Annotated in this window: 24 protein-coding genes; 13 read left to right on the top strand and 11 right to left on the bottom strand. The window is 63.0% G+C overall.

What is annotated here, in order from left to right:
- Positions 1 to 3: 3 nt before the first annotated feature.
- The 7 genes from ABX75_RS06025 to ABX75_RS05995 all read right to left on the bottom strand — a co-directional run bounded on the left by ABX75_RS06025 (position 4) and on the right by ABX75_RS05995 (position 7,040).
- Complete coding sequence (locus ABX75_RS06025) at positions 4 to 1,149, bottom strand: DUF1120 domain-containing protein (protein WP_047881616.1); 1,146 nt, start codon at positions 1,147 to 1,149, stop codon at positions 4 to 6.
- 11 nt (positions 1,150 to 1,160) lie between these two features.
- Complete coding sequence (locus ABX75_RS06020; RefSeq protein WP_103387459.1) at positions 1,161 to 3,575, bottom strand: fimbria/pilus outer membrane usher protein; 2,415 nt, start codon at positions 3,573 to 3,575, stop codon at positions 1,161 to 1,163.
- A 92-nt stretch (positions 3,576 to 3,667) separates the two neighbouring features.
- Positions 3,668 to 4,369, bottom strand: coding sequence for a fimbria/pilus chaperone family protein (locus tag ABX75_RS06015; protein ID WP_034096013.1), 702 nt, complete (start codon positions 4,367 to 4,369; stop codon positions 3,668 to 3,670).
- Positions 4,370 to 4,388: 19 nt separating this feature from the next.
- Positions 4,389 to 5,015: a DUF1120 domain-containing protein gene (locus ABX75_RS06010; protein ID WP_052448334.1), complete on the bottom strand. Its 627-nt coding sequence runs from the start codon at positions 5,013 to 5,015 to the stop codon at positions 4,389 to 4,391.
- Positions 5,016 to 5,100: 85 nt separating this feature from the next.
- Entirely contained in the window at positions 5,101 to 5,721 is a 621-nt protein-coding gene (locus ABX75_RS06005; RefSeq protein ID WP_034096014.1) for a DUF1120 domain-containing protein, read from the bottom strand.
- A 32-nt stretch (positions 5,722 to 5,753) separates the two neighbouring features.
- A complete protein-coding gene (locus tag ABX75_RS06000; RefSeq protein WP_047881613.1) occupies positions 5,754 to 6,368 on the bottom strand; it encodes a DUF1120 domain-containing protein in 615 nt (204 codons plus the stop codon).
- A gap of 45 nt (positions 6,369 to 6,413) precedes the next feature.
- On the bottom strand, positions 6,414 to 7,040 hold the full coding sequence (locus ABX75_RS05995; RefSeq protein ID WP_040267346.1) for a DUF1120 domain-containing protein: 627 nt from the start codon (positions 7,038 to 7,040) through the stop codon (positions 6,414 to 6,416).
- Positions 7,041 to 7,419: 379 nt separating this feature from the next.
- Between ABX75_RS05995 and ABX75_RS05990 the strand changes: the two genes are divergently transcribed.
- The 7 genes from ABX75_RS05990 to dacB all read left to right on the top strand — a co-directional run bounded on the left by ABX75_RS05990 (position 7,420) and on the right by dacB (position 15,059).
- Positions 7,420 to 8,229, top strand: coding sequence for a response regulator (locus ABX75_RS05990; protein ID WP_034111851.1), 810 nt, complete (start codon positions 7,420 to 7,422; stop codon positions 8,227 to 8,229).
- A gap of 200 nt (positions 8,230 to 8,429) precedes the next feature.
- Positions 8,430 to 9,065 (top strand): response regulator transcription factor, encoded by a 636-nt coding sequence (locus ABX75_RS05985; RefSeq protein WP_034096018.1) that lies wholly within the window; start codon positions 8,430 to 8,432, stop codon positions 9,063 to 9,065.
- Positions 9,066 to 9,157: 92 nt separating this feature from the next.
- Entirely contained in the window at positions 9,158 to 9,628 is a 471-nt protein-coding gene (locus ABX75_RS05980; RefSeq protein WP_034096019.1) for a nuclear transport factor 2 family protein, read from the top strand.
- A 36-nt stretch (positions 9,629 to 9,664) separates the two neighbouring features.
- Positions 9,665 to 9,934, top strand: a complete 270-nt coding sequence (locus ABX75_RS05975; RefSeq protein WP_034096020.1) for a GIY-YIG nuclease family protein — start codon at positions 9,665 to 9,667, stop codon at positions 9,932 to 9,934.
- An 82-nt stretch (positions 9,935 to 10,016) separates the two neighbouring features.
- Positions 10,017 to 10,952 (top strand): glutathione S-transferase family protein, encoded by a 936-nt coding sequence (locus ABX75_RS05970; RefSeq protein ID WP_047881612.1) that lies wholly within the window; start codon positions 10,017 to 10,019, stop codon positions 10,950 to 10,952.
- A 110-nt stretch (positions 10,953 to 11,062) separates the two neighbouring features.
- Positions 11,063 to 13,483, top strand: coding sequence for a TonB-dependent receptor (locus ABX75_RS05965; protein WP_047881611.1), 2,421 nt, complete (start codon positions 11,063 to 11,065; stop codon positions 13,481 to 13,483).
- Positions 13,484 to 13,613: 130 nt separating this feature from the next.
- Entirely contained in the window at positions 13,614 to 15,059 is a 1,446-nt protein-coding gene (dacB, locus tag ABX75_RS05960) for a D-alanyl-D-alanine carboxypeptidase/D-alanyl-D-alanine-endopeptidase (protein ID WP_047881625.1), read from the top strand.
- 1 nt (position 15,060) lies between these two features.
- Here dacB and ABX75_RS05955 read toward each other — a convergent pair whose 3' ends face one another.
- Positions 15,061 to 15,840, bottom strand: coding sequence for an IclR family transcriptional regulator (locus tag ABX75_RS05955; protein WP_047881610.1), 780 nt, complete (start codon positions 15,838 to 15,840; stop codon positions 15,061 to 15,063).
- A gap of 120 nt (positions 15,841 to 15,960) precedes the next feature.
- Here ABX75_RS05955 and hmgA point away from each other — a divergent pair, with 120 nt between their 5' ends.
- Genes hmgA through ABX75_RS05935 form a run of 4 tightly spaced genes read left to right on the top strand, consistent with a single transcriptional unit; the run spans position 15,961 to position 20,566 of the window.
- Positions 15,961 to 17,244 (top strand): homogentisate 1,2-dioxygenase, encoded by a 1,284-nt coding sequence (hmgA, locus tag ABX75_RS05950; RefSeq protein WP_034096024.1) that lies wholly within the window; start codon positions 15,961 to 15,963, stop codon positions 17,242 to 17,244.
- Between the two features lie 3 nt (positions 17,245 to 17,247).
- Positions 17,248 to 18,534 carry a fumarylacetoacetase gene (gene fahA, locus ABX75_RS05945; RefSeq protein WP_034096025.1) on the top strand — a complete coding sequence of 429 codons (1,287 nt, stop codon included), beginning with the start codon at positions 17,248 to 17,250 and terminating at the stop codon, positions 18,532 to 18,534.
- Positions 18,535 to 18,546: 12 nt separating this feature from the next.
- Positions 18,547 to 19,191: a maleylacetoacetate isomerase gene (gene maiA / locus ABX75_RS05940; protein ID WP_034096026.1), complete on the top strand. Its 645-nt coding sequence runs from the start codon at positions 18,547 to 18,549 to the stop codon at positions 19,189 to 19,191.
- 43 nt (positions 19,192 to 19,234) lie between these two features.
- The gene (locus ABX75_RS05935; RefSeq protein WP_034111861.1) at positions 19,235 to 20,566 is read left to right on the top strand and encodes an aromatic acid/H+ symport family MFS transporter; all 1,332 of its coding nucleotides are present in this window, start codon (positions 19,235 to 19,237) and stop codon (positions 20,564 to 20,566) included.
- 15 nt (positions 20,567 to 20,581) lie between these two features.
- On the opposite strand, the gene ABX75_RS05930 is transcribed toward ABX75_RS05935, so the two are convergent.
- Positions 20,582 to 21,385 carry a SirB1 family protein gene (locus ABX75_RS05930; protein ID WP_047881609.1) on the bottom strand — a complete coding sequence of 268 codons (804 nt, stop codon included), beginning with the start codon at positions 21,383 to 21,385 and terminating at the stop codon, positions 20,582 to 20,584.
- A 185-nt stretch (positions 21,386 to 21,570) separates the two neighbouring features.
- Here ABX75_RS05930 and ABX75_RS05925 point away from each other — a divergent pair, with 185 nt between their 5' ends.
- Positions 21,571 to 22,590, top strand: a complete 1,020-nt coding sequence (locus ABX75_RS05925; protein WP_047881608.1) for a Glu/Leu/Phe/Val dehydrogenase dimerization domain-containing protein — start codon at positions 21,571 to 21,573, stop codon at positions 22,588 to 22,590.
- 54 nt (positions 22,591 to 22,644) lie between these two features.
- On the opposite strand, the gene ABX75_RS05920 is transcribed toward ABX75_RS05925, so the two are convergent.
- Positions 22,645 to 22,905: a YebG family protein gene (locus tag ABX75_RS05920; RefSeq protein WP_010564043.1), complete on the bottom strand. Its 261-nt coding sequence runs from the start codon at positions 22,903 to 22,905 to the stop codon at positions 22,645 to 22,647.
- 279 nt (positions 22,906 to 23,184) lie between these two features.
- Between ABX75_RS05920 and ABX75_RS05915 the strand changes: the two genes are divergently transcribed.
- Positions 23,185 to 23,673, top strand: a complete 489-nt coding sequence (locus ABX75_RS05915; RefSeq protein ID WP_034096030.1) for a phosphate-starvation-inducible protein PsiE — start codon at positions 23,185 to 23,187, stop codon at positions 23,671 to 23,673.
- Here the strand turns inward: ABX75_RS05915 and ABX75_RS05910 are convergent.
- Positions 23,670 to 23,987, bottom strand: a complete 318-nt coding sequence (locus tag ABX75_RS05910; RefSeq protein WP_034096031.1) for a DUF3509 domain-containing protein — start codon at positions 23,985 to 23,987, stop codon at positions 23,670 to 23,672. The genes ABX75_RS05915 and ABX75_RS05910 overlap by 4 nt on opposite strands.
- Positions 23,988 to 24,290 lie beyond the last annotated feature (303 nt).

Raw genomic sequence — 24,290 nt, 5'->3', positions numbered from 1 at the left:
AAGTTAGAGGTAGATGATTTCGAGGGTGCCGGAGCCGTTGATCTGCACCACCTGACGCAGATCCAGGGATTGGGTCGGCGCCAGGTAAGCCTTGATGCGTAACGTGCCGCTCAGGTGTTGGATCGCCACCGGGCCTTGGGTGCTGCCCGCCAGGTGGGTGAAGCCCATATAGCTGTTGGCGGCGATGGGGATCTGCCGCGCACTGGCGCTGCTCCAGGCGGCGCCGTTGCTGGTGGAGTCGGTGCGATACAGCGCGCCGTAGGCATCGGCGGAAAAGTCCTCCGGGTCGATGTTCACGTAGAAGCGGCCGATCTTGTTCTGGCTGCCGTCGCGGTCCAGGCCGTAGGCGGTCTCGTCGGTGCCGCCGGTGGCCGAGCCTTCACGGTTGTCGTGCATGCGCAAGGCGAAGGGCACGGGCGCGTCGCAACTGACGGTCATTTGCAGGGTGCGGGTGGGCAACGGGGTTTCGTTTGTGACGCTCAGGTCCTTGGCCAGCAAGGTGCCGTAATCCACCAGGCCGCCGTTGGACAACTGCGGCGTGCACGCCACCGGCGCGAAGTGCGCACGCAGGGTCAGTTCACGGTAACGACCGCTGCGCTGGGCCTCGAACGTCCCGCTTACCTCCCAGGTGGTGGCGTCCCGCACGTAGGTTGCGGCCCTGTCGGCCCAGGCGCTGAGGCTCAGTTGCAGGGAAAAGGTTTTACCCTGTACCACCGCGCCGCCTTGCACGGGGGCCACCAGGTGACCAGTGCGCCATGTCAAGCGCGGGCCAACCACGGCTGGCGGTTGCCCGGCCACGGGCATCAAGCCCAACTCCACCGACCGACCATCCACTACGCCGTCACTGAGTTCGAGCGCGTAGCTGCCGTGTTCGGTGAATTGCAGGCGTTCGGCACTGGCGGCGAGGGCGCGATAAAACACGCTCAGGTCCTGCGCTTGCGGGCACGCAAGGGTCAGGCGCAAGCGGCGCTCGCCGAGCAGGCGCTGGGGTGCGCTGTCGGTTTGCGCCAGGCGGTTCATCAGGCCCAGGTCCAGCAGCGATTCGCTGAGGGTCAACTGGCACTCGTCGTTGGCCAACGCGTTGGCTGTGGCGCCGACGATGAGCAGCGATGCGGCCGTCAACTGCCGCAGCAGGCGAATAGGGGGCATGGTTACGGTCCTCATGATGGGGTACAGCGCGCGGGGGCGGTTTCGAAATACACCTCGGGATCGCCCTCCTCCGGCAGCTCGAACTGCAAGCGACAACGGGGCAAACCGGGGGCACTGACCCACAGGCCGGACGAGGCCAGCACATTGGGCAGAAACACCTGGCCGCCGTCTTGAACCAAGGTCACGAACTCGCCGTTGGCGGTGCTGACACTGGCGCCGCGAGGCAGCAACACGCCCTGTTCGGTGCGGGCGGTGAGCAGCACGCGACGGGTCAGGCTCACGCCGAACTCCACGCGGTCCACGGCGCCGCGTCCGGCCGCGAGCATCGCCAGGCCGTTATTGATATCGGCATTGCGCGGCAGCGAACGGGTTTGCACTTCCACCGGGCTGCGGCCATAGGGGCTGATCTGGGGGACCACGGCCTGGCCTTGCCAGTCGGTCCAGACCGGGCCGCTGGGGGTGCTGAGCTTGATGCCGCTGATGTCGCCCACCGAAACCAAGGCAAAGGTGTCACGCACCGGATAGGGTGACAACGTGACCCCGCCGCCATGCACCACCACGCCACCGCGAGCGCTGCCCTGATAGCTCGAACGCTCGGCGTCGGAGCGGCTGTAACTGACATCCAGCTGGCTGTAGCGGGGCAGGGCCGAAAGGCCGAGGGTGGTTTCCACTTGTTGGTCGCGGGTGTCGTGTTCGGCGCTGACGCGGTAGCTCAGTTGGTCGTCGATCTGCTCGTTCACCCCCACGCCGGTACGGTGCTCGCCCCCTGAATTGCGCACCCAGGCCCGCACGCGCCGGTTATCCCCCAAGGGCAGGCTGACGTTGAAGTAGAACGCGTTGTCCTGCTGTTGGCGCCCGCCCATCTGCCACTCGGCACTGGCCGATAACGACACGCCGCTGACGCTGGTGCCCCAGGACACCAAGCCCCGGCTGCTGCTGTCGCCGTCGAAGTTGCTGGAGCGCGACACCCCGGCACTGAATGCACCCAGCCACGGATGCGCCCAACCCAGGCTGGCGCTTTGTTGGTCGCGATAGCGCGAGCGGCGCTGCTGGGTGGTCTCGGCCTCGTAGGTGGCCTCCTCCAGTTCGCGATAACCCGGCGTGCGCCAGGCGTTGGCCACGCTGAACGACCATTGATCGTTCAGGCGCTGGGACCACGACAGGTCGGTCTGCACACCGCGCACCTGGTCCCGTGCATGCGTGTCGGCCACTTGGCTGGCCAGTTGTACCTGGCTGTCCAACCCCGGCAACCAGCCCAGGCTCACACCGGCGGCGCGGTATTCGCTGGCGGCCAGCACGCCGCTGCCCAGCGACAGTTGCGGGTGTACGGCGCCGGTCCAACCGGCGCTGACCACCCAGGGATCGTCTCCCTGGGCATCGCCGATGTTGCGCACACGCCCCGCCGACACCGAGTAACCCCGCGCCGGCAACCCCAGGCCGAGCATGGCGGCCGGAACGGTAAAGCGCCGTTCGCCACCGTTGCTTTCCTTGACCGTCACCTCGACGTCGGAGCGCGAGTTCAGGCGCCGCACGCCCGTCAAGGAAAACGGCCCGGCGGGAACTACCGTGGAGTGAATCAACGTGCCGTTCTGGCGCACTTCGACTTGGGCCGGGCTGTTGGCGATACCGTCGATGGTCGCGCCCTGACTCTGCTCTTGCAGCGCCTGCTCGGTCAGGACCTGCACACCGGTGATCTGCGCGCCGGGCAATACCGGGTTGTACAGGTTGACCTGCCCCGCCTGCAGCACCGCCTGGTGGCTGGCAAAGGTGCGCTGGGCATAGGCCTCCAGGTGCGTACTGCGCGAGAGGCCGTCCTGCCAGGTCTGCACCTGACGGCTGCGTACGATCCAGTCGCCGGCATTGAAGCCGACCTCGGTGTTGGCCGAGCCGAAGCGGCTGTCGCTGTCGCCGAAGCGGTTATAGAACCCGGTCAGGTCGTAATTGAGCAGGCCGGCCACGCCACCGGTTTCATAGCCCGAGACATCCTGTTGTAGCGGGCGCAGCGCCTCGGTCGGCACCACCAACGCCACCGTGAGCGTGGCTGGGTCCGGTTCCACCAGGCTTTGGGGATACTGTGCGAGAAAGTCGTGGCAGGGGCCGCTGTCGTCAGGTAAGCGCAGGTTGGCGGCGTCCAACAAGGCACGGTCGAAGCACAAGGCACCTTGTTGATCGAAGTTGACGTCAAGCCGACCGCGGTGCTGGCCGTTGACCCGCAGGCTGACGGCATGCCGCCCTGCGGCAAAGCGCGGAGCTTCCAGCAGCAGGCTGGCCAGGTGCGGGTCAATCCCGCGTTGCCGCAGGGTGGTGGCATCGAAGCCTTGGCGTGCATCGGCGCTGGCGGCCAAGGGTGCCAGCGTACAGGCCAGCAGCAGCGTGATAGTGACGGGCACAGTGGCGCCGTCACGGTAACTCAATACTGTTTTCACAAAGGGCACTCGAATGATGGACGCTGGAGCGTCCTGGTGACGGTCATCGAGCCGTCACTTCGATGCAGGCGGTAACCGCCTGGGGTTGTTCGTCAGGTAATCGGTGCTTCGTAGGCCGCCACGGCAAAGCCGTACACCGTGGCCGGTTGCAGCCGGACCTTGGTGGCCGGACCACCGCTGGCCGGCACACTCAGGGTTTCCCCCGGCAACACATAGGTGCGCGGCAACATCGCCTTGCCGTCGCCGGGCAGCAGCCGCAGCTCCTGGGCCAGGCGCACCACATAAGGGCTGGTATTGCGCACCTGCAACGTATTGCCATGCTGTGACCACGTCAGCTCAGTCCAAGGTGTGCGATTGGGCGCCAAGCCCTTGGGATGAATGATCACCGGCAGGTTCTGGCGTACCGTCACACCCACCCGGGCATGCCCGGCTTGCGTGGCGGGGCGGCCCTGTGGCATGCCTTCGAAAATCGCGCGTTTGAGGCGCTGGGTGAGCAGCGGTTGCTGGCTTTGCAGGATGAAGCGCACCAGTTGCGATTTGGACGGCTCCACCCGCGACAGCGGCGGCGTGACCACCAGCAAGGGTTCGGTGTCTTCGGGGATGTCTTGCAACGTGACATGCAGCAGCGCCAGTTGGCTGTCGGTGTTGGTGACCGACACGGCGGCTTCGCCCTCGGCTTCGTGAACGATCACCACGGAGGTGTCCGGGACCATGCCGTCAGCCCGTGCGCCCGTGCCGCCGAGCAGCAGCGCCAGGGCCATAAGGCAGGTTGCGGGGTTGAGCACTGTGGTCATGAAAGGGGTTCCATAGAGGTCAGAGGTAGCGCAGGTCCAGCACCACGGAGCCATCGAGCGGCACCGCCTGATCCAGGGTCAGGTACTGGGTCGCGTTGATGGACGTGTCGATCTGGAGTTGGGCGCTTAACTGGCCGATGAAATCGGGCTGGCGATCCCCGACCGGAGCAAAGCCGATATAGGTTTTGGGCCAGGCTTCGGACGCCGGGCGCCAGGTTTCGCCGCTGTCATCGGAGGCCAGCACTTGCAAGACTTGGGCGTCTCCCACCGGGTTGCGATATGACAGGGCCACCGAGCCCAGGCGCTCGGCCGGGGCATGGATATTTCGGCCCAGGCCATAGAGCACATCAGGGTCCAGGGAGGATTGCGCTCGGTTGTCGAGCCCCACCAGGGCGAACAGCATCGGCCGGCCGCACTGCACATGCAGTTGCAGTACGCGACTGGGCAGCTCGGTGACCACGTCGTCGCTGAGGGTATGAGAAAGAATTTTGCCGTGGTCGATCACGCCTTCGTCGGACAGCGTCACCAGGCAGGCGTCCGGGGTCAGCCGACCGGTCACGGTGACGTCCACCTTCGATGCGGCGTGGGCCGCAGCGGCGCTGGTCAGCCAAAACACGATCACCGCAGTGCAGGGGTAGGTGTTCATCGATTGCGCCATTGGCCGAGGCAAGCTCGGCAGATCCGAAAAAAAGCCCATGCCGCACGCGTCAGCCAGGCATGGGCACCCAGGGTTACAGGTACTTCACTTCAAGCGTGGCGGAGCCGTCGATGGTGACCTCGTTGCTCAGGTCCAGGCCATCGGTACGGGCGATCACGGTTTGCACTTCCAGGTCCGTGACCAGTTCCTTGACCGAGGCCGGCTGGCTAGGGTCGGCCATGGTGGCGATCGATACGTACAGGCCGGCATCCCAGGCGTTATCGCCGTACCAGGTATTGCCGCCATCGCCGGAGACAATCGACTGCATCTGCGCGCCGTCGGCGACCGGGTTGCGCACGGTCAGCAGAAACCAACCCAGTTTCTGGGTGCCGTTTATCAGGCCCAGGCCGTAATTGGCGGGAGAGGCCGATGAGCCGGCACGGTTGTCGACGGAATGCAGGGCAAATTGAATCGGTGCATCGCAGATGACCGCCATGGTCATGGTGTGGGTGCCGATCAGCGTTGGGTTGTCCGGGCGCAGGTCTTTGGCGGAAATCTTGCCGTGATCGATGACGCCGCCCCGGGTCAGGCTCGGCGTGCAGGCGCTGGGTACGATCAGGCCCTTGACGGTCAAGTCGACCGTGGACGCCGCATAAGTGGCGGCAGAGCCGAGCAACAACAGGCCGGTGGCGAGGGGAGTGAGCAGGCTTTTCATCGGGAGCGAGTTCCTTTCGAGTCAATGGGCAGTTAGAGGTAGTTGAGTTGTACGGTGACGTGACCGTCGATGGGCACCTCATCGATCAGCGTCAACTCGTCTGCGGGGGCAACCCGCGTGAATAATCTGAGATCGGCGTTAAAGTCCTTCACCGCAATGGGCGCCAGTTGGCCGGAATCGCTGGCGACCGCACTTTTGAATGCGTAGCTCAGGATGTCGCTGGGGTTCCAGGTCACACCGTCGCTGGATATCACCATCCTCACCACGGCGCCATCGGCCACGGGGTTACGCACGCGGAAGGCCACGCCGCCGAGTTTTTCGTCATGGGGCGTCATGCCCAGGCCATGCCAATGTCTGGGGCTGGCGGAAGTGCCAGCGCGTTTGTCGATGGTATTTAAGGTAAAAAACGTCGGCCCCTCACACACCACGCTCAGGTGCAGGGACTGGCCCGGCAAAGAGGTGTAGTGATCCGAGTTAAGGTCCTTGGCGGTCATTTTTCCGAAGTCGATTTCGCTGCCGCCGGACATCAATGGCGCACACGCGCTGGGGGTGATGCTGCCCTTGACGGCGAGGTCGGTGGAGCTGGCGGCGAACGCCGGCGGTACACACAGCAGTGTCAGCAGGAGCCGGTAAGCAAAGGCTTTCATGGGCACAGAGTCCTTTCGGGAGAGGTCAACGCAGTGTTGAGTGGGTTACAGGTACTTCAGCTCCAGCGTGGCGGAGCCGTCCAATGCCACATCGTTGGTCAGAGTCAGGTCGTTTGCCGGGGCAATCGCGGTGTTGAAGACGAACTCTGCGGCGGCATTTTGCAGGGGATGGGGTAGCCAGCCGATTTGGGCGTCGAGGCTGCCGAAAGCCACCAGCATGCCGGGGATGATCGCCTCGTCCTCATCCACGGGCGACCATCGATCCGTCGTGTACTGCCCCAACAACGTCGACGGAATATCCGCCACGGGGTTGCGCAGCGACAGGAAATACCGGCCCAGTTTCTCCGTGGTGCCGTCCACCAGCCCCAAGCCATAAGCCCCGGAGCGGGTCGAGGTGCCTACCCGGTTGTCGACGGGGTGGATGGCAAAGAGCGTCGGCGCTTCGCAACTCACCGTCAGTTGCAGGGTTTTGACTTCCAGCACGGTGTGGTTGTCGGGGGTCAGGTCCTTGGCCGAGATTTTTCCAAAGTCCACGGCCCCAGGCAGGCTGGGCGTGCAGGCGCTGGGGGTGATGGTGCCCTTGACGGTCAGCTCCACGGAGCTGGTCGCAAACGCGGATGAGGCACTGGCGAGCAAGAGGGCGGCACCCACCAGGTTTAACGACGTGTTCATTTCAGGTTGTTCCAATACAAAGTCGGTGGTTGGCAAGCATGTCGGTTTCGAGGCGCCGCGGTGCGGTCGTCCGTTCCCTGTGATCGGGGTGGGGTGCAATCTAGCGACGGGGCACAGGAGGGGGAATACAACTATTACGAGAATGATCAAGCGGCAGACGTGTGTCGGATGCTTGTCGGAATAGGTTTGCCGAATATGTAGGAAAGTTGGTTTTTTCGTAGTTTTTGCATCGTCATGACGCCACCCATGGAGATAGCGTGACGTCGCGATAAGTAGTCATGTGAGTGTTTCGACTCTGTTTGCCTGGCTGCTACGTCAGCGCTGTCGGTTTGTTGCGAATGCCGCGTGCTGCAAAAACGACCGCAACCATGAGGTGACCATGGAGACTGACGTATCTTCGGACGCAGTGCTTTCCCGTGAATTGACACCTTCGACCGAGCCGCCCCTCCATTGGCGGCACCTGAAGGTCCTGGTGGTGGAAGACCATGCGACATACCGCGTCTTGATGGGGTGGCTATTGAAAAAACTCGGCTTGGGCCACCAACTGGCAACTGACGGGCAGCACGGTTTGGCGGCTCTGGCCGAGACCCCCTTCGACCTAGTGATCAGCGATTGCCAGATGCCGCAGATGGACGGCTACACCATGAGCCGCGCGATTCGCCTGCGCGAACATGCCAACGCACAGCGGCGGGTGCCGATCATTGCCCTGACCGGCAACCTGGTGCATGACGACCCACAGCGTTGTCGCGACGCCGGCATGGACGCCTGGCTGGTCAAGCCGTTGACCCTTGAACAACTGCATGGGGTGTTGGCGTGCTGGTTACCGGGGCCGTCAGATGTGGTGCCGGTGCTGCCCAAGACCACGGGCTGGCCGACCCGTGCGGGTCTGATCGAAGCCTTCGGGGATGCGCGGGTTGTCGACCAGATGCTCGTCAGCCTGCTGCGCGAAGCGCGGGAAGACACCCTGATGCTCGACCATGCACGCAAAATCCGCGACGCGTCGTTGACTGCCGAAAGCCTGCACCGCTTGGTGGGTAGCCTGGCTTTTCTGGGCATGGCCGAGCTGGAGCTACGCGGCATGAGCCTGATCGAGCGGGTGCATGCCGAGGGCGTGGTGTTGAATGAGGCGCACCTGGACGCCTTCCAGGCCGACCTACGTGCTTACCTCACTTACTTGGGCTCATTGTGATGCCCGCAGACATTTGTAGGGAAAGGGAAGGCTGTGTTGAGGGTAATAGCTGTAGGTATTTTCTTTTTATTTTGTAGGTCCAAAAGCGGCGGCTATCAAACATTGATCGTGAGGAAAAACGCCGAGACTTCTGCGGTTGTTGAGGGATGGCGGCGGGGGTATTTTGCGCGGAATCTAGTGGCCATCATCTGTGGGTATTTATGCTTCGCGTAATCATTGCTGACGATCATCCCATCGTACGCATCGGGCAGAGAGTGGTGATCGAGGCGAATGGACGGTGCAAAGTAGTGGGCGAGGCCGACGGTCCCGATCAACTGCTGCGTGTGCTGGCGACCACACCCTGCGATGTGCTGGTGACCGATTTCGCCATGCCTGGTGGCCAGCAGGCGGACGGCTACGGTTTGTTGAGCCTGCTGCACCGCCAGTACCCGACGTTGCCGGTGATCCTGGTGACCATGTTTGCCAATATCGCCACGTTGCGAGCCTCCTTTGCCCACGGCGCGCGAGCTATCGTGGCCAAAAGTGCGTCGGCCAAGGAGCTGCCGCTGGCGATCAAGACCGTAAGCGCGGGCCAGACCTTTGTCAGTGAATGCCTGCGGGCCCAACTGGTGGAAGCCGGGCCGGGTGACCAATCGCGACAGCCGCAATTGTCCGAAAAAGAGCGTGAGGTGGTACGCATGCTGGCCAGCGGCATGACCGTCAGCCAGATCGCGGCGCGGGTCAATCGCAGTGTGTCCACCATCAGCAAGCAGAAGAGCACTGCCATGAACCGGCTTTGCATTTCCACCGACGTAGACCTCTTCGCCTATGCCCGCAGTTGCGGCATGGTGCCCTGAGGCGGGCTATTGGCGCGGTGAATGTCAGTAGCCTTGGCGGCGCGGGCGGCTTATCGTGCGCCTATCTTTTTCGCCGTCGACGGAGCCTGCCCATGAGTGATGCCCACAACGCCCTGATCACCGAGTTCTATCGCGCGTTCCAACGTCTGGACGCCGACGCCATGAGCGCCTGTTACAGCGACGACGTGATCTTCAGCGACCCGGCGTTCGGTGAGCTGCGCGGTCGGGACGTCGGCGATATGTGGCGCATGCTCACCACCCGCGCCAAGGACTTCTCGCTGACCTTCGACCAAGTGCGCAGCGACGACACCCGCGGCAGCGCCCATTGGGTGGCGACCTACCTGTTCAGCGCCACCGGCAACACAGTGGTCAATGATATCCAGGCGCGTTTTGTGTTCCGTGACGGCAAGATCTGCGAGCACCACGACCACTTCGATCTGTGGCGTTGGTCGCGTCAGGCCCTGGGCACCAAAGGTCTGTTGCTGGGCTGGACGCCGCTGGTGAAAAACGCCGTACGCGCCCAGGCACGCAAAGGTCTCAAGGCATTCCAGGCCAGTCGTTGATAAGCTGGGCGCTCTTCTGGTTGACCGACTCGATCCGTGACGACTCCCACCGACCCCAAACCCTGGTTCGTTTACCTGGTGCGCGCCGCCAACGGCGCGCTGTATTGCGGCATCAGCAATGACCCGATGCGCCGCTTCGCTCAGCATCAAAGCGGCAAGGGCGCGCGGTTTTTCCAGTCCAGCCCGGCGGTGGCGCTGGTGTACACCGAGCAATGTGCAAGCAAAGGCGACGCCTTGCGTCAGGAACGGCTGATCAAAAAACTCAAGAAGAGCGCCAAGGAGTGCCTGGCCGCCAGTGGTGCATAGATTCGACTGATGGGTTCCCATCACGGCATCGCCACCCATTGCGCGCTAAGCTGGCAGCTCAACCTGACAACTGGACCCTGGCATGTCTGAGCTCATTCTTCACCACTACCCCACCTCTCCCTTTGCAGAAAAAGCTCGGCTGCTGCTGGGCTTCAAAGGCCTGTCCTGGCAGTCCGTGCTGATCTCGCCGGTGATGCCCAAACCGGACCTGACCGCGCTCACCGGCGGCTACCGCAAAACTCCGGTGTTGCAGGTCGGCGCCGATATCTACTGTGACACCGCGCTGATCGCCCGACGCCTGGAGCAGGAAAAAGCCGCGCCGGCGCTGTTCCCCCTCGGCCAGGAAATGATCACCCAGACTTTCGCCACCTGGGCCGACAGCGTGGTGTTCGCTCACGCGGTGAGCCTGGTGTTCCAGCCGGAATCGGTGGCGGTGCGCTTCGGCAAATTGCCGCCGGAAGCGATCAAAGCTTTTATGGCCGACCGCGCCGCGTTGTTCAGCGGCGGTTCGGCGAGCAAGCTGAGCGCCGACGTGGCCAAGCATCAATGGCCAGCGATCATGACGCGCCTGGAGCAACAGTTGCAGCGCGAGGCGGGGGATTTTCTGTTTGGCGAGCCGTCGATTGCCGACTTCTCCCTGGCCCATTCGCTGTGGTTCCTCAAAGCCACGCCAGTTACAGCACCCCTGGTGGACGCCTACCCGGCAGTGTCCGCATGGCTGGGGCGCGTGCTTGGTTTCGGCCACGGCACGCCCAACCAGATGACCGCCGAACAAGCGCTGGAGATTGCGCGCAACGCCACCCCGGCGGCGTTGCCGGACGAAGCGTTTGAAGACTTGAACGGCTTCCATCCCGGCCAGGCGGTGACCATCAGCGCGATCGACTACGGCGTCGACCCAGTGGCCGGCGAGCTGCTGTTTGCCGGGCGCGAGGAGCTGATCCTGCGCCGTAGCGAAGAGCGCGCAGGCACTGTGCATGTGCACTTCCCGCGCTTCGGTTTCCGTATCCAGGCGCAGTGAATGAAATTATTTATCCACAACAGGTGAGGTAAACCATCCGCCCATCCGTGTAGTGCTTGAAACTGCGATCAATTCGCATTAACAGCGTTTTCTACACGGGTTCTCACAGCATGAAGTCGATGGCGGGCGGTTGGGTAAAACAGTGGCTGGGAGCCTCGGTACTGGCGGTGTCAGCGGTGGCTTTGCTGCCGTTGAGCGTGGCGCGGGCGCAGGAGCAGCAAAGCGCGCAGTTCGACTTTGCCCTGGCGGCCAAACCGTTGCCCCAGGCTCTCAGCGATTTCAGCCGGGTCACCGGAATCAGTGTGATCTACACCGATGAAGCGCCCTATGGCTTCAGCGCCCCGGCAGTGCGCGGGCAGATGAGCGCGACCCAGGCCCTGCAACGCCTGTTGGGCAACACCGGCATGACCTTCCGCCAGATCGACGCCCGCACCCTGGCCCTGGAACCCGTGCCCACCGAAGGCGCACTCAACTTGGGCGCCACCACCATCAGCGGCATAGGCCAACTTGACGACAGCACCAGCTACCAGCCGCCGCCCACCAGCTCGGTGATGCGCTCGCGCGGCCTACTGCTGGAAACCCCGCAAACCGTCAACGTGGTGCCGGCCCAGGCGCTGCGCGATCAGACCCCGCGCAACCTGGATGACGCCCTGGCCAATATCAGCGGTATCACCCAGGCCAACACCCTGGCCAGCACCCAGGACGCGGTGATGTTGCGCGGCTTTGGCGACAACCGTAACGGCTCGATCATGCGCGACGGCATGCCGGTGGTGCAGGGCCGCGCGTTGAACGCCACTGCCGAGCGGGTTGAAGTGCTCAAGGGCCCGTCGTCGCTGCTGTATGGCATCCAGGACCCGGGCGGCGTGGTGAACATCGTCAGCAAAAAGCCTGAATTGACCCCATCCACCGCCCTGACTGTGCGCGGTTCCACCTTCGGCGACGGCAAGAACGGCAGCGGCGGCAACCTCGACACCACCGGGCCGTTGGGCGATTCAGGGCTGGCCTACCGGTTGATCGTTGATCACGAAGACGAAGATTACTGGCGCAACTTCGGCACTCACCGCGAATCGCTGGTGGCGCCGTCCCTGGCCTGGTACGGCGATTCCACTCAACTGCTGTTCGCTTATGAGCACCGTGAATTTCTCTCACCGTTCGACCGCGGCACAGCCATCGATCCCAAGACCAACCATCCGTTGGATATCCCGGCGACGCGGCGCCTGGACGAGCCGTTCAACAATATGGAAGGCCGCTCCGACCTGTACCGCTTCGAAGCCGATCACGATCTGAACGACGATTGGAAAGCTCACTTCGGCTACAGCTGGAACCGTGAAACCTACGACGCCAGCCAGGTACGCGTCAGCGCGGTGAACGCCAATGGCACCCTGACCCGCCGAATGGACGGCACCCAGGGCGCAATTACCACCGACCGGTTCGCCACCGCCAGCCTCGAAGGCAAGGTCAACGTGCTGGGCATGCAACATGACCTGGTGTTCGGCCTGGATGACGAGTACCGCAAAATCTACCGCGCCGACCTGATCCGCCAGGCCTCGCGGGGCACGTTCAATTACAACAATCCGGTATACGGCAACGAAGTGGCGGGCAGCACCTTCAGCGCCGCCGACAGCGCCCAGACCGACCTGCTGCGCAGCGACTCGCTGTTCTTCCAGGATTCGATTCACCTGACCGACCAATGGATTTTCGTAGCCGGTGCGCGCTACCAGATGTACGACCAATACGCCGGCAAAGGCGTGCCGTTCAAAGCCAACACCGATGGCAACGGCCAGGCCTGGGTGCCGCGTGCCGGGCTGGTGTATCGCTATACCGATCAACTGTCGTTCTATGGCAGTTACACCGAGTCGTTCAAACCCAACTCCACCATCGCCGCCTTGGCCGATGGCAGTACGCTCACCGGCGATCTTACGCCCGAGCAGGCCAAGTCCTGGGAACTGGGGGCCAAGCTCGACATTCCCGGGCGCATCACCGCCAGCGCGGCGTTGTTCACCATCGACAAGCGCAATGTGCTGGTCTCGGTGGGGTCCGGCGCGAACACGATCTACAGCATCGCCGGCCAGGTGCGTTCCCGTGGCCTGGAACTGGACGCCACCGGCCAGTTGAGCGACCAATGGAGCGTGATCGGCAGCTATGCCTACACCGACGCCGAGGACATCAAGGACAACGACCCGACCCTGGAAGGCAACCGCTTGCAGAACGTCGCCAAACACACCGGCTCGCTGGCGCTGGCCTACGACTTCGGCAGCCTGTTCGGTGGCGATCAACTGCGCATTGGCGCAGGCGCGCGCTACGTGGGCGAGCGGGCAGGGGACGCCGCCAACGACTTCACCTTGCCGGGCTACACCGTGGCCGATGCTTTCGCCACCTACGACACCAAACTCGACGGGCAGAAGGTCAAGTTCCAGCTCAACGTGAAAAACCTGTTCGACCGCACCTACTACACCTCGGCGGCCAGCCGCTTCTTTGTATCGCTGGGGGACGCACGGCAGGTGTCGGTGTCGAGCACGCTGGAATTCTAAGGCTGGTGGTGGGCGCGTTGGCTGCGACAATTCCATGCCCCCCAGCAGCTTGCTCCACCGGCCCGCTCGCCACGGGCAGGTGGAGCTGTTAGCGTTGCCGCCACTGAAGATTTTGCGGAATTTGACACTGATGCATGTTGGACGATGGCTACCCCTGCTGTGCTTGAGCGTTTTCATGGGCGGTTGCGCGAGCGTTTCGCCAACCTCCACCCCGGCCATCCTTGACCATCTCATGGCCGACCCGGCCTTCAATGGCGCCACGGTCTCCTTGATGGTGCGCGACGCCCGCAGCGGCAGCACCCTCTACCAGCACAACCCGCGCACGCGCCTGGTGCCGGCCTCCAACCTCAAGTTGTTGACCACTGCGGCGGCGATGGATGTGCTGGGGCCGCAATACCGGTTTTCCACTCAGGTACTGAGCACCGGCAGCCGCCAGGGCGAGCGGCTGGCGGGCAATCTGTACGTGCGCGGCTTGGGCGATCCCACCGTGCAGTTCGCCGATTACCAGGCGCTGGCGGCACAGTTGGCCAGCGATGGCGTGCGAGAAGTGCAGGGCGATCTGGTGTTCGACGACACCTGGTTCGATGCCGAGCGCCTGGGCGTCGATTGGGCCCAGGATGACGAAAGCACCTACTACGGCGCGCAGATCTCCGCGTTGACGGTGTCGCCCAACACGGATTTCGACGCGGGTACCTTGATCGTCACCGCGAAAGCGCCCGTGGCCGTCGGCCAACCGGTGAGCGTTACCGTGAGCCCGGCCACCGACTACGTGCAACTGAGCAATCGCGCCATCAGCGGCCCCGGCAACACGTACGGCATTACCCGCCAGCACGGCACCAACCTGCTGCAACTGAGCGGTGCGCTGGCCCCCGGCAAGCAGAGCCGGCAGTGGGTGAGTGTGTGGGAACCAACCCAGCTGGTGGCGAACCTGTTTGAACAGGCGCTGGCTCAGCAGGGCATCAAGGTGCAGGGCCGGCGTGTGATTGGTGGCGCTACGCCAGCGACGGCTACATTGTTGGCCGAACATCAGTCGGCGCCGTTGCAGGAATTGATCACGCCGCTGCTCAAACTCTCGAACAACAATATGTCCGAGGCCCTGCTCAAGGCCATGGGCCGCAAGACTGCGAACGCAGGCACCGCGGCGGCCGGCGTGGCGGCAGTGGCGGGTTTTATGACACGCCAGGGGCTGGACCCGGCCAGCCTGAGCCAGGTAGACGGTTCGGGCTTGTCGCGGCGCAATCTGGTGTCGTCCCTGACCTTCACCGATCTGCTGTTGGCCAGCGTCAGACAACCCTGGTTCGACGCTTGGTATAACGCACTGCCGATTGCCGGCAATGCGGACCGCATGGTGGGTGGCAGCCTGCGCTATCGCCTGCGCGGGACGGCGGCGCAAAACAACCTGCATGCCAAGACCGGCTCCATGGCCGGCGTGTCGTCATTGAGTGGCTATATCACCGACGCCGACGGCCGGCGCCTGGTGTTCTCGATGGTCAGCAACAACTACCTGGGCAACGCCGCGCCGGTGCGCGCCGTGGAAAATCGCGTGGCCCAGGCCCTGGCCCAGTGGCGGGACTAGTTCAGGGCTGGTAGCCCATGCGCCAGCTTACGGCCCGGGTCGCCGCCAGTAATTGCTGGGCCGCCGGGCCGTCTTCATCGGCGTGGAACAGTGAGGTAGGGCCGACCACGGTCATTACCGCCGCCACCTGGCCGATGGCGTTGAACACCGGTGCCGACAAGGCGTCCACCCCCGGCATCAACAAGCCGTGCACAAAGTGCAGGCCACGCTGGCGGATCTGTTCGCAGGCCGTGGCGTAGGCTTGGTCGTCCGCCAGGGCGTGGGCGATGCCCGCCTCGATCTCCTGCTGGCGCAGCTCCACGGTTTCCCGCGAGGGTAGGTACGCACTGAACACCAGCCCGGTGGACGAACTGAGCAGCGGCAACACCGAGCCCAGTTGTGTCACCACCGTCACCGCGCGCACCGCCGGCTCGATCTGCACCACGGTCGCGCCCTGATTACCCCACACCGCCAGAAAGCAGGTTTCATTTAGTTGGTCGCGCAGTTCCGCCAGGGGCAGCGCGCCGACTTTCAGCACGTCCATGCTGCCCAACGCAGCAAGACCCACGCGCAACGCTTCGCGGCCCAGGCCGTAATGGTTGGTGGCGGTGTTCTGTTCGGCGAACCCCGACGCGATCAATGCTTGCAGGTAGCGATGCACTTTGCTCGCCGGCATCTGCACATGCTCGGCCAGGCGCGACAGCGACGTGGCCGGGGATAGTTCGGCCAGGGCCTTGAGAATATCGGTGCCCACTTCGGCCGAACGGACTTTTTGTTTACCGGTGTCGCGGGGCTTTTCCATGGAGGGGCGGGGTTCCGAAAGATGAATGGGCGTCTTTATAGCTTGACGCTCGATAGTGATCAAATTACGTTATGCGTAACTGGATTACGATAAAAACAACTTCCGCTCAGAGGACGATCCATGACCCTCGAATACCTGTCGGGCTTCGGCAATGAATTCGCCAGCGAAGCCCTGCCCGGCGCCTTGCCGGTCGGCCAGAACTCCCCGCAAAAAGCACCCTACGGCCTGTACACCGAACTGTTCTCCGGCACCGCGTTCACCATGACCCGCAGCGAAGCCCGGCGTACCTGGTTGTACCGCATCCAGCCGTCGGCCAATCACCCGGCGTTCGCCAAATTGGAACGGCAATTGGCCGGCGGTCCGTTGGGTGCGGTGACGCCCAACCGGCTGCGCTGGAACCCACTGGATATGCCTAGCGAGCCGACCGATTTTATTGACGGTCTGGTCGCAATGGTCGCCAATTCGGCGTCGGAAAAACCCTCGGGTATCAGCATCCACCACTATCGCGCCAATCGCTCCATGGAGCGGGTGTTCTTCAACGCCGACGGCGAATGGTTGATCGTCCCCGAGCAGGGGCGCCTGCGTCTTGTCACTGAACTGGGCGTGCTGGAAGTGGAGCCGCTGGAAATCGTCGTGCTGCCCCGTGGCCTTAAATTCCGCGTCGAACTGCTGGACGCTCAGGCCCGCGGCTACATCGCCGAGAACCACGGCGCGCCGCTGCGCCTGCCGGACCTGGGGCCCATCGGCAGCAACGGCCTGGCCAATCCACGGGACTTCCTCAGCCCCGTCGCCCATTACGAAGACTTAAGGCAACCGACGACGTTGGTGCAGAAGTTTCTCGGCGAACTGTGGGCCTGCGAGCTCGACCATTCACCGCTGAACGTGGTGGCCTGGCACGGCAACAACGTGCCGTACAAATACGACCTGCGCCGCTTCAACACCATCGGCACCGTCAGTTTCGATCACCCGGACCCGTCGATTTTCACCGTGTTGACCTCGCCCACCAGCGTGCACGGCCTGGCCAACCTCGACTTCGTGATTTTCCCGCCGCGCTGGATGGTGGCCGAGAACACCTTCCGTCCGCCGTGGTTCCACCGCAACCTGATGAACGAATACATGGGCTTGATCCAAGGCGCCTACGACGCCAAGGCCGAGGGTTTCCTGCCCGGCGGCGCGTCGCTGCACAGCTGCATGAGCGCCCACGGCCCGGATGGCGAAACCTGCACCAAGGCCATCAATGTGGAACTGGCGCCGCACAAGATCGATAACACCATGGCGTTCATGTTCGAGACCAGCCAAGTGCTGCGTCCCACCCAGTTCGCCCTGGACTGTCCGCACCTGCAACCTGCTTACGACGCGTGCTGGGCCTCGCTGCCCGTCACCTTCAACCCGAATCGGAGATAACCCATGACTCAGCCCACCCCTGCCCGTAGTTGGGTAGCGTCCGCCAACGGTCACGCGGATTTCCCGCTGCAGAACCTGCCGCTGGGCATCTTCAGTCGCAATGGCGAGCCCCCGCGCAGCGGCGTGGCGATTGGGGATTTCATCCTGGATCTTCACGCGACATTAGACGCATTCGACGGCGAAGCCCGTCGTGCCGTGGAGGCGACTGCCGGCGGTCAATTGAACGGGTTGTTCGCCCTGGGCCGTGGCCCACGCGTGGCCCTGCGCGAGCGCCTGCTGGAGCTGCTTGCCGAGGGCAGCCCGCTGCAAGCCCGCGAGGCGCAGGTGCTGCACCGCGCGGCTGATTGCCAACTGCACCTGCCAGCCAAAATCGGCGACTACACCGACTTCTACGTTGGTATCGAACACGCGCAGAACGTCGGCAAGCTATTCCGCCCCGACAACCCGTTGCTGCCCAACTACAAGTATGTGCCGATCGGCTATCACGGCCGCGCCTCCACCGTGCGCCCCTCGGGCATGGATGTGCGTCGCCCCAAAGGCCAGACCCTGCCTGCCGGCCAATCCGAACCCACCTTCGGTCCCTGTGCGCGGTTGGACTACGAGTTGGAACTGGGCATCTGGATCGGCCAGGGCAACGCCATGGGCGAAGCGATCGCCATCGGTGACGCGGCCGAGCATATCGCCGGTTTTTGCCTGCTCAACGACTGGTCGGCGCGGGATATCCAGGCGTGGGAATACCAGCCGCTGGGGCCGTTCCTGTCCAAGAGCTTTATTACCACAGTCTCGCCCTGGGTGGTCACGGCTGAAGCGTTGGCGCCGTTCCGCAAGGCTCAACCGGCACGCCCCGAAGGCGATCCGCAGCCGCTGCCGTACTTGCTGGATCAACGCGATCAGGCCGGCGGTGCTCTGGATATCGAACTGGAAGTGCTGCTGACCACGGCCGCCATGCGCGAACAAAACCTGCCGGCCCATCGCCTGGCCCTGAGCAACAGCCTGCATATGTACTGGACCGCCGCGCAGTTGGTGGCCCATCACAGCGTTAACGGTTGCCAACTGCAGCCCGGCGATCTGTTCGGTTCAGGCACCTTGTCCGGGCCGCAAGCCAGCCAACTCGGCAGCCTGTTGGAGATCACCGAGGGCGGTAAAAAAGTGATCGAGCTGCCGTCCGGCGAAGTGCGTAAATTCCTCGAAGACGGCGACGAAATCATTCTGCGTGCGCGCTGCAACCGTGAAGGCTATGCCTCCATCGGTTTTGGCGAATGCCGTGGCACTGTGGTCGCAGCGCGCTGAGGAGGGCGGGGGATGGAACTCTATACCTATTACCGCTCTACTTCGTCGTATCGCGTGCGCATCGCTTTGGCGCTCAAGGGGCTGGCGTTCACGGCGGTGCCGGTCAACCTGCTGGTGCCGGCAGGGGGCGCCAACCGCCAGCCGGCGTACCTGGCCATCAACCCGCAGGGCCGCGTGCCGGCCCTGCGCACTGACGACGGCGACCTGTTGATCCAGTCGCCGGCGATCATCGAATACCTCGACGAACGTTATCCACAGGTGCCGCTGCTGAGCCAAGACCTGGCGACCCGCGCCCACGAGCGTGCGGTGGCATCGATCATCGGTTGTGACATCCACCCGTTGCACAACTCCAGCACTCAGAACCTGTTGCGCCAATGGGGGCATGACGACACGCAGGTGCTGGCGTGGGTCGGGCACTGGATCAGCCAGGGCCTCGGCGCGGTGGAGCAGTTGATCGGTGATCAAGGGTTCTGTTTTGGCGACCAGCCGGGCATGGCCGATGTGTTTTTGATCCCACAGTTGTACGCAGCCGAGCGGTTCAAAGTGTCGCTGGCCGATTACCCGCGTATCGGCCGTGTTGCGGCCTTGGCCAAGCAGCATCCGGCGTTTATTCAAGCCCATCCCGCTAATCAACCGGATACCCCTGAGGCCCCATAAATCCGCTGTGCGACACCCATAAAAATAAGACAGGTACCTTGCGATGCACACTCAGATTGCCAGCTTTCGCGCGGCACTCGACGCCCGTCCGGTGTCGCGCTTCCAGTGGTTGATCCTCTTGTTGCTGGCGTTGCTGCTGGTGACCGATGGCTACGATGCCCAAGTGCTGGGCTACGTAGTGCCGGCGCTGGCCGCGGACTGGGGGCTGGAAAAAGCCGCGTTCGGCCCGGTGTTCAGTGCCAACTTGCTGGGGTTGACCCTTGGCTCACTGCTGGTGACGCCACTGGCGGACCGCTTTGGCGTACGCCGGATTCTGTTGGCCTGCGTGCTGATCTACGCCAGCCTCACGGTGCTGATGGTGTTCGCCGACTCGCTAACCACGCTGATGGCCGCACGGTTTATCTGCGGGATCGGCATGGGTGGGGCGATGCCGAGCGCCATGGCCTTGATGTCGGACTATTCGCCACCGCGCCTTCGCACCTTGATGGTGACCTTGGCCGCGTGCGGCTTTTCGTTTGGTGGCGCGGCGGGTGGGTTCGTGGCCGCAGGATTTATTGAGCATTACGGGTGGGAGGCGGTGTTCCTGGCAGGCGGTGTTACGCCGCTGCTGTTGTTTCCGTTTCTGGTGTGGCTGCTGCCCGAATCCTTGCCGCGACTATTGCGGGACGCGCCGCCTTACTGGCGTCTGCAGCGGGTCACGGCGCGCCTGTTGCCCGACTGGCAACCGCCGTTGGCAAGCACCGCCGATGACCAGCAGGCGCGGGGCAGCCAATTGACTGTGGTTGAGTTGTTTCGCAACGGTTACGCCCGCCCGACCTTGCTGATCTGGGCAACCTTTTTCGTCAGCCTGATCCTGCTGTATTTCATGATCAGCTGGCTGCCGTCGTTGCTGTTGGAAAGTGGCCTGGCACTCAAGCAGGCCAACCTGGTGACGTCGATGTTCCTGTTTGCCGGCACCTTGGGCGCCATCGGCATGGCCTGGTTTGCCGACCGCCTGAAAAATAAAGTCCGCCTGCTGTGCGGCGTGTTGTTCGCGGCCGGGCTGTGCACCGTGCTGTTGGGCTTGAACCACGATAATCCGCGCTACTTGGTGGCGTGCGTGTTTGCCGCCGGCTTCTGCATCATCGGTGGGCAACTGACGTTGAATGCCTTCGCCAGCAACTTCTACCCGGCCCACGTGCGCGCCACCGGCACGGGCTGGGCACTGGGAGTAGGGCGCTTCGGCTCGATCCTCGGGCCGTTGCTGGGCAGTCTGCTGCTGGCAATGCAGGTACCGGTGCAGCAGATTTTTTTCTACTGCGCGATTCCGGCGGTGATGGCTGCGTTGTTGATCATCCAGGTGCGCTCGCCACAAAAAACCTCGCGCCTTAACTAGAAGCCAACGTGTTGGTCAATGCACCACCGTGTTGGGCGGCAGATGCCCCAACCTCTCGGTCAGGCGCAGGCGTTGGATCGGGTCTTCGCTGAGCAGCAGCGCATGTTCCAGATCGAAGCGTTCGGCGTTGGGGCAGTCCAGTCGTTGATACAGGCTGGCCCGTGCCAAGTAGTCAGCGGCGCTGGCATTGCCCAGTTCCAGCACGCGCTCGGCGTCGATCAGCGCCGCCAGTGGATCGTCATTGGCCAAGTGCAATTGGCGCAGGTTGCGCGACAAGCGTTGGAGCATCGAGCGCGGTTCGGCGGTATGCAGGTGTTCGGCCTGCAACTTGAGGTTGGGGCCATATTGGCGTTGCAGCAGTTCGCGGCAATCGTTGGTGTAGAGGCGCCGACCGCCGCAGGGGTCCAACAAGTGATCAGCGCCGGGGACGCGTAGCAGGAAGTGCCCTGGGAAGTTCACGCCGACCATGGGAATGTGCAGGCGCCGCGCCAGTTCCATGGCAATCAAGCCCATTGCCAGGGGCTGCCCGCGTTTGCGCAGCAGGACTTTATCCAACAGCGCGGCGGCGGGGCGCAGGGGCGTGAAGTCATCCTGGGCAAACCCCAGATCGTTCATGCGCCGCAGCAGCGGTTGGCCCAGTTCATCCGCCGGCAGCACGGGCATGCCTGCGCTCACCTGCTGTTGCAGCAACCCCAGTTCTTGCAGGATCTGCAACGGTTGCACCGTCGCGTCATGTTCGGCGGCAATCCACAACGCGGCCTCGAACAGTGCAGGGGGCGAGCGTTCCATGCAGGCGAAAAAGGCTTGGCGGGGCTTCATTGCATTCTCCGGCGGATGCCCCCGTTTTAGCCTTGCTGGGAATTTTCGTCCAGTGACTTAAGAAAGATCCTGCGCGCTTATGTCGCAGAGCCTACAAAATCGGACGACTTATTCCAGCGTACTTCGGCAGTTTTCTGCCGCAAGCCTATACTTGGCGACACAAGAAGTGATTCGGGAGCTCGACGATGTTTGCTCTCATGCACCGCACCCGCCTTGAATCGCTGCACCTGAGCATCGACCCGGTGACAGGCTTGAAGGCGGTCATAGCCATTCACAACAGCCGCCTGGGGCCTGCCCTGGGCGGCTGTCGTTACCTTGCCTACCCCGACGACGAAACGGCCGTGGCCGATGCCGCGCGCCTGGCCCAAGGCATGAGCTACAAAGCCGCCCTGGCCGGGTTGCCGGTTGGTGGTGGCACCGCGGTGATCCTGCGGCCCGCCCATGTTGAAAGCCGCGCGGCGCTGTTCGAAGCCTTTGGGCGCTGCGTGGAACAACTGGATGGCCGCTACATCACGGCCATCGACAGCGGCACCTCGGTGGCCGACATGGATTGCATCGCTCAACAAACCCGTTTCGTCACCAGCACCACCGCCGCCGGCGACCCTGCGCCCCACGCCGCCATGGGCGTGTTTACCGGCATCCGCGCCACGGCCATGGCGCGCTTGGGCAGCGACAACCTCGAAAGCCTGCGGGTGGCCATACAAGGCCTGGGCAACGTCGGCTACGCCCTCGCCGAACAGCTGCACGCCGCCGGCGCCGAATTGCTGGTGAGCGATATCGACCATGGCAAGGTGCAACTGGCCATGGAGCAGTTCGGCGCACACCCCATCGCCAACGACGCCTTGCTCAGCACCCCCTGCGACATTCTTGCGCCCTGCGGCCTGGGTGCGGTGTTCAACCGTACCAGCGTGGGCCAACTGCGTTGCGCCGCCGTGGCCGGTTCCGCCAGCGCCCAACTGACCAACCTGCAAGTGGCCGATCAGTTGGAGGGGCGCGGCATTCTTTATGCGCCCGACTATGTGATCAATTCCGGCGGCCTGATCTACGTCGCGCTCAAACACAGCGGCGCCGAGCTGCCCACCATCACCGCGCACCTGTCGAACATTGGCTCACGCCTGACCGAAATCTATGCCCATGCCCAAGCCGAAAAACGCTCGCCCGCACGGGTAGCGGACGAATTGGCCGAGCGCCTGCTGTACCAATGAGCGGCGATTAAAAAGGCCCTGAATCTATGATTCAGGGCCTGTTCAATTCGGGCTTTATTCCGCCGGCGGGTTGAGCAACTCGGACAACGCGTCCGGCTGACTCTTGAATGCCTTGGCAAATACATCGCGGTTCTTCGCCATGTAGATCCCGGCTTCCTCGACCTGCTGCTCGCTCAAGGACGGCACGGCTTTTTGCAACACTTCTGCCAGCAACTCAGCGAGTTCAAGCATTTTGTCATGACGGTCAGCTTCGGCTTTATCCATGAACAAACGCTCCAGATCTCGGCTGCTGCGGTATACCACTTCGACGGCCATTCACCACCTCACATGCCTTCACGATAGTTGTCTTTTGCGACTACTGTATTTATATACAGCGAAAAGGGTAAGCCAAACCGTGGGGTTTGGGTAGCAATTTTTTAATGTAGTTGGGAAATGGACCGTGTGGGGCGACGCATCAAGCTATCAGGCTGCCGGTGTGCCTCATGTCATGTTGACATCATCTCACTTTCCACGCTCTGGCCTTTTTTCTGCATGCAGAACAACCGTCACGTCCAACCCGCATTATCCGGTCGAACCGACCTAAGGAAGATCATCGTGAAAATCAACTGGGCCGAAAAGTTGCGCCACCAAGTCCATGGCCTGGCCGAGTCGCTGGGGAACCTGTTTGTGGAGTCGTTCCACTACCTGGCGCTGTTCGCCATTGGCGCGGTCACGGCCTGGGCGGCGGTGATGGAGTTTCTGGGGATGCTGGAGAACGGGCACATCAAGATCGATGACATCTTGCTGCTGTTCATTTATTTGGAATTGGGCGCGATGGTCGGGATTTACTTCAAGACCAACCACATGCCCGTGCGTTTCCTGATCTACGTTGCGATCACTGCGCTGACACGTCTGTTGATCTCCAACGTATCCCATCACAACCCGCCGGACCTGGGCATCATCTACCTGTGCGGCGGGATTCTGCTGTTGGCGTTCGCGATCCTGGTGGTGCGTTACGCATCGTCGTCGTTCCCTTCGGTGAAGGTCGAAAGCCCGCGGCGCAAGGGCGAGGCGAGCCTGGAGACCGAGAAGGGTGAGCTTTAAAGACCGACGCTGAACGGCAGGTCACGGGCCGGCGGTGGCTGCATAAGTTTGTGGTTGTCGCCGTCGGTCATGATCGCCAGGATTTCCATGGCGCTGTGGCCCTGCTCGATGGCGATGCCGAACTGGATGCTCTGCACCAGGCGTTTGAGCCGTTCGGGGTCGTTGCGTTGCTCGGCACTGATCATGCGCTTGGCTACCACGCCCGTCTCATTCGAGAGGGTGAGCATGATGCTGCCGTCGAGCCGTTGAATGCTCAGGTTGACGCGATATTTTGGGCTGAATGTGTCGGTGATGATCTGAAAAGGATTGTCCATGGTGCGTTACCGCCTGATAAGAACATGCAGTCATTGACGACCGGTGTCTGGATTAGTTCGCATTGCCTGACCACCGGCCACTTCGTCGCTGAGGGGCACAAATTCCGTTTGCCTCAAGAGCTTTACAGCAAGGGCCGTGCCGTATAACGACCATCCCAATGTGGGAGGGGGCTTGCCCCCGATAGCGCTGGGTCATTCAGCCCATCTATCACTGACCCACCGCCATCGGGGGCAAGCCCTCTCCCACAATTGTTTCAGACCCGTGATCTATTTCAGGGCACTACCGGGAAAACGATCTCACAC

The organism is Pseudomonas sp. ARP3, from assembly GCF_001029595.1.
Lineage (GTDB): Bacteria > Pseudomonadota > Gammaproteobacteria > Pseudomonadales > Pseudomonadaceae > Aquipseudomonas > Aquipseudomonas rhodesiae.
Note: the sequence above shows the minus strand (reverse complement) of the source record. Positions and strands in the feature narration are given on the sequence as shown.

Bases quoted from the DNA above. Each gene is read 5' to 3' on its own strand.
- ABX75_RS06025 (WP_047881616.1), bottom strand. From the start codon at position 1,149: ATGCCCCCTATTCGCCTGCTGCGGCAGTTGACGGCCGCATCGCTGCTC.
- ABX75_RS06015 (WP_034096013.1), bottom strand. From the start codon at position 4,369: ATGACCACAGTGCTCAACCCCGCAACCTGCCTTATGGCCCTGGCGCTG.
- ABX75_RS06010 (WP_052448334.1), bottom strand. From the start codon at position 5,015: ATGAACACCTACCCCTGCACTGCGGTGATCGTGTTTTGGCTGACCAGC.
- ABX75_RS06005 (WP_034096014.1), bottom strand. From the start codon at position 5,721: ATGAAAAGCCTGCTCACTCCCCTCGCCACCGGCCTGTTGTTGCTCGGC.
- ABX75_RS06000 (WP_047881613.1), bottom strand. From the start codon at position 6,368: ATGAAAGCCTTTGCTTACCGGCTCCTGCTGACACTGCTGTGTGTACCG.
- ABX75_RS05995 (WP_040267346.1), bottom strand. From the start codon at position 7,040: ATGAACACGTCGTTAAACCTGGTGGGTGCCGCCCTCTTGCTCGCCAGT.
- ABX75_RS05990 (WP_034111851.1), top strand. From the start codon at position 7,420: ATGGAGACTGACGTATCTTCGGACGCAGTGCTTTCCCGTGAATTGACA.
- ABX75_RS05985 (WP_034096018.1), top strand. From the start codon at position 8,430: ATGCTTCGCGTAATCATTGCTGACGATCATCCCATCGTACGCATCGGG.
- ABX75_RS05980 (WP_034096019.1), top strand. From the start codon at position 9,158: ATGAGTGATGCCCACAACGCCCTGATCACCGAGTTCTATCGCGCGTTC.
- ABX75_RS05970 (WP_047881612.1), top strand. From the start codon at position 10,017: ATGTCTGAGCTCATTCTTCACCACTACCCCACCTCTCCCTTTGCAGAA.
- ABX75_RS05965 (WP_047881611.1), top strand. From the start codon at position 11,063: ATGAAGTCGATGGCGGGCGGTTGGGTAAAACAGTGGCTGGGAGCCTCG.
- dacB (WP_047881625.1), top strand. From the start codon at position 13,614: ATGCATGTTGGACGATGGCTACCCCTGCTGTGCTTGAGCGTTTTCATG.
- ABX75_RS05955 (WP_047881610.1), bottom strand. From the start codon at position 15,840: ATGGAAAAGCCCCGCGACACCGGTAAACAAAAAGTCCGTTCGGCCGAA.
- hmgA (WP_034096024.1), top strand. From the start codon at position 15,961: ATGACCCTCGAATACCTGTCGGGCTTCGGCAATGAATTCGCCAGCGAA.
- fahA (WP_034096025.1), top strand. From the start codon at position 17,248: ATGACTCAGCCCACCCCTGCCCGTAGTTGGGTAGCGTCCGCCAACGGT.
- maiA (WP_034096026.1), top strand. From the start codon at position 18,547: ATGGAACTCTATACCTATTACCGCTCTACTTCGTCGTATCGCGTGCGC.
- ABX75_RS05935 (WP_034111861.1), top strand. From the start codon at position 19,235: ATGCACACTCAGATTGCCAGCTTTCGCGCGGCACTCGACGCCCGTCCG.
- ABX75_RS05930 (WP_047881609.1), bottom strand. From the start codon at position 21,385: ATGAAGCCCCGCCAAGCCTTTTTCGCCTGCATGGAACGCTCGCCCCCT.
- ABX75_RS05925 (WP_047881608.1), top strand. From the start codon at position 21,571: ATGTTTGCTCTCATGCACCGCACCCGCCTTGAATCGCTGCACCTGAGC.
- ABX75_RS05920 (WP_010564043.1), bottom strand. From the start codon at position 22,905: ATGGCCGTCGAAGTGGTATACCGCAGCAGCCGAGATCTGGAGCGTTTG.
- ABX75_RS05910 (WP_034096031.1), bottom strand. From the start codon at position 23,987: ATGGACAATCCTTTTCAGATCATCACCGACACATTCAGCCCAAAATAT.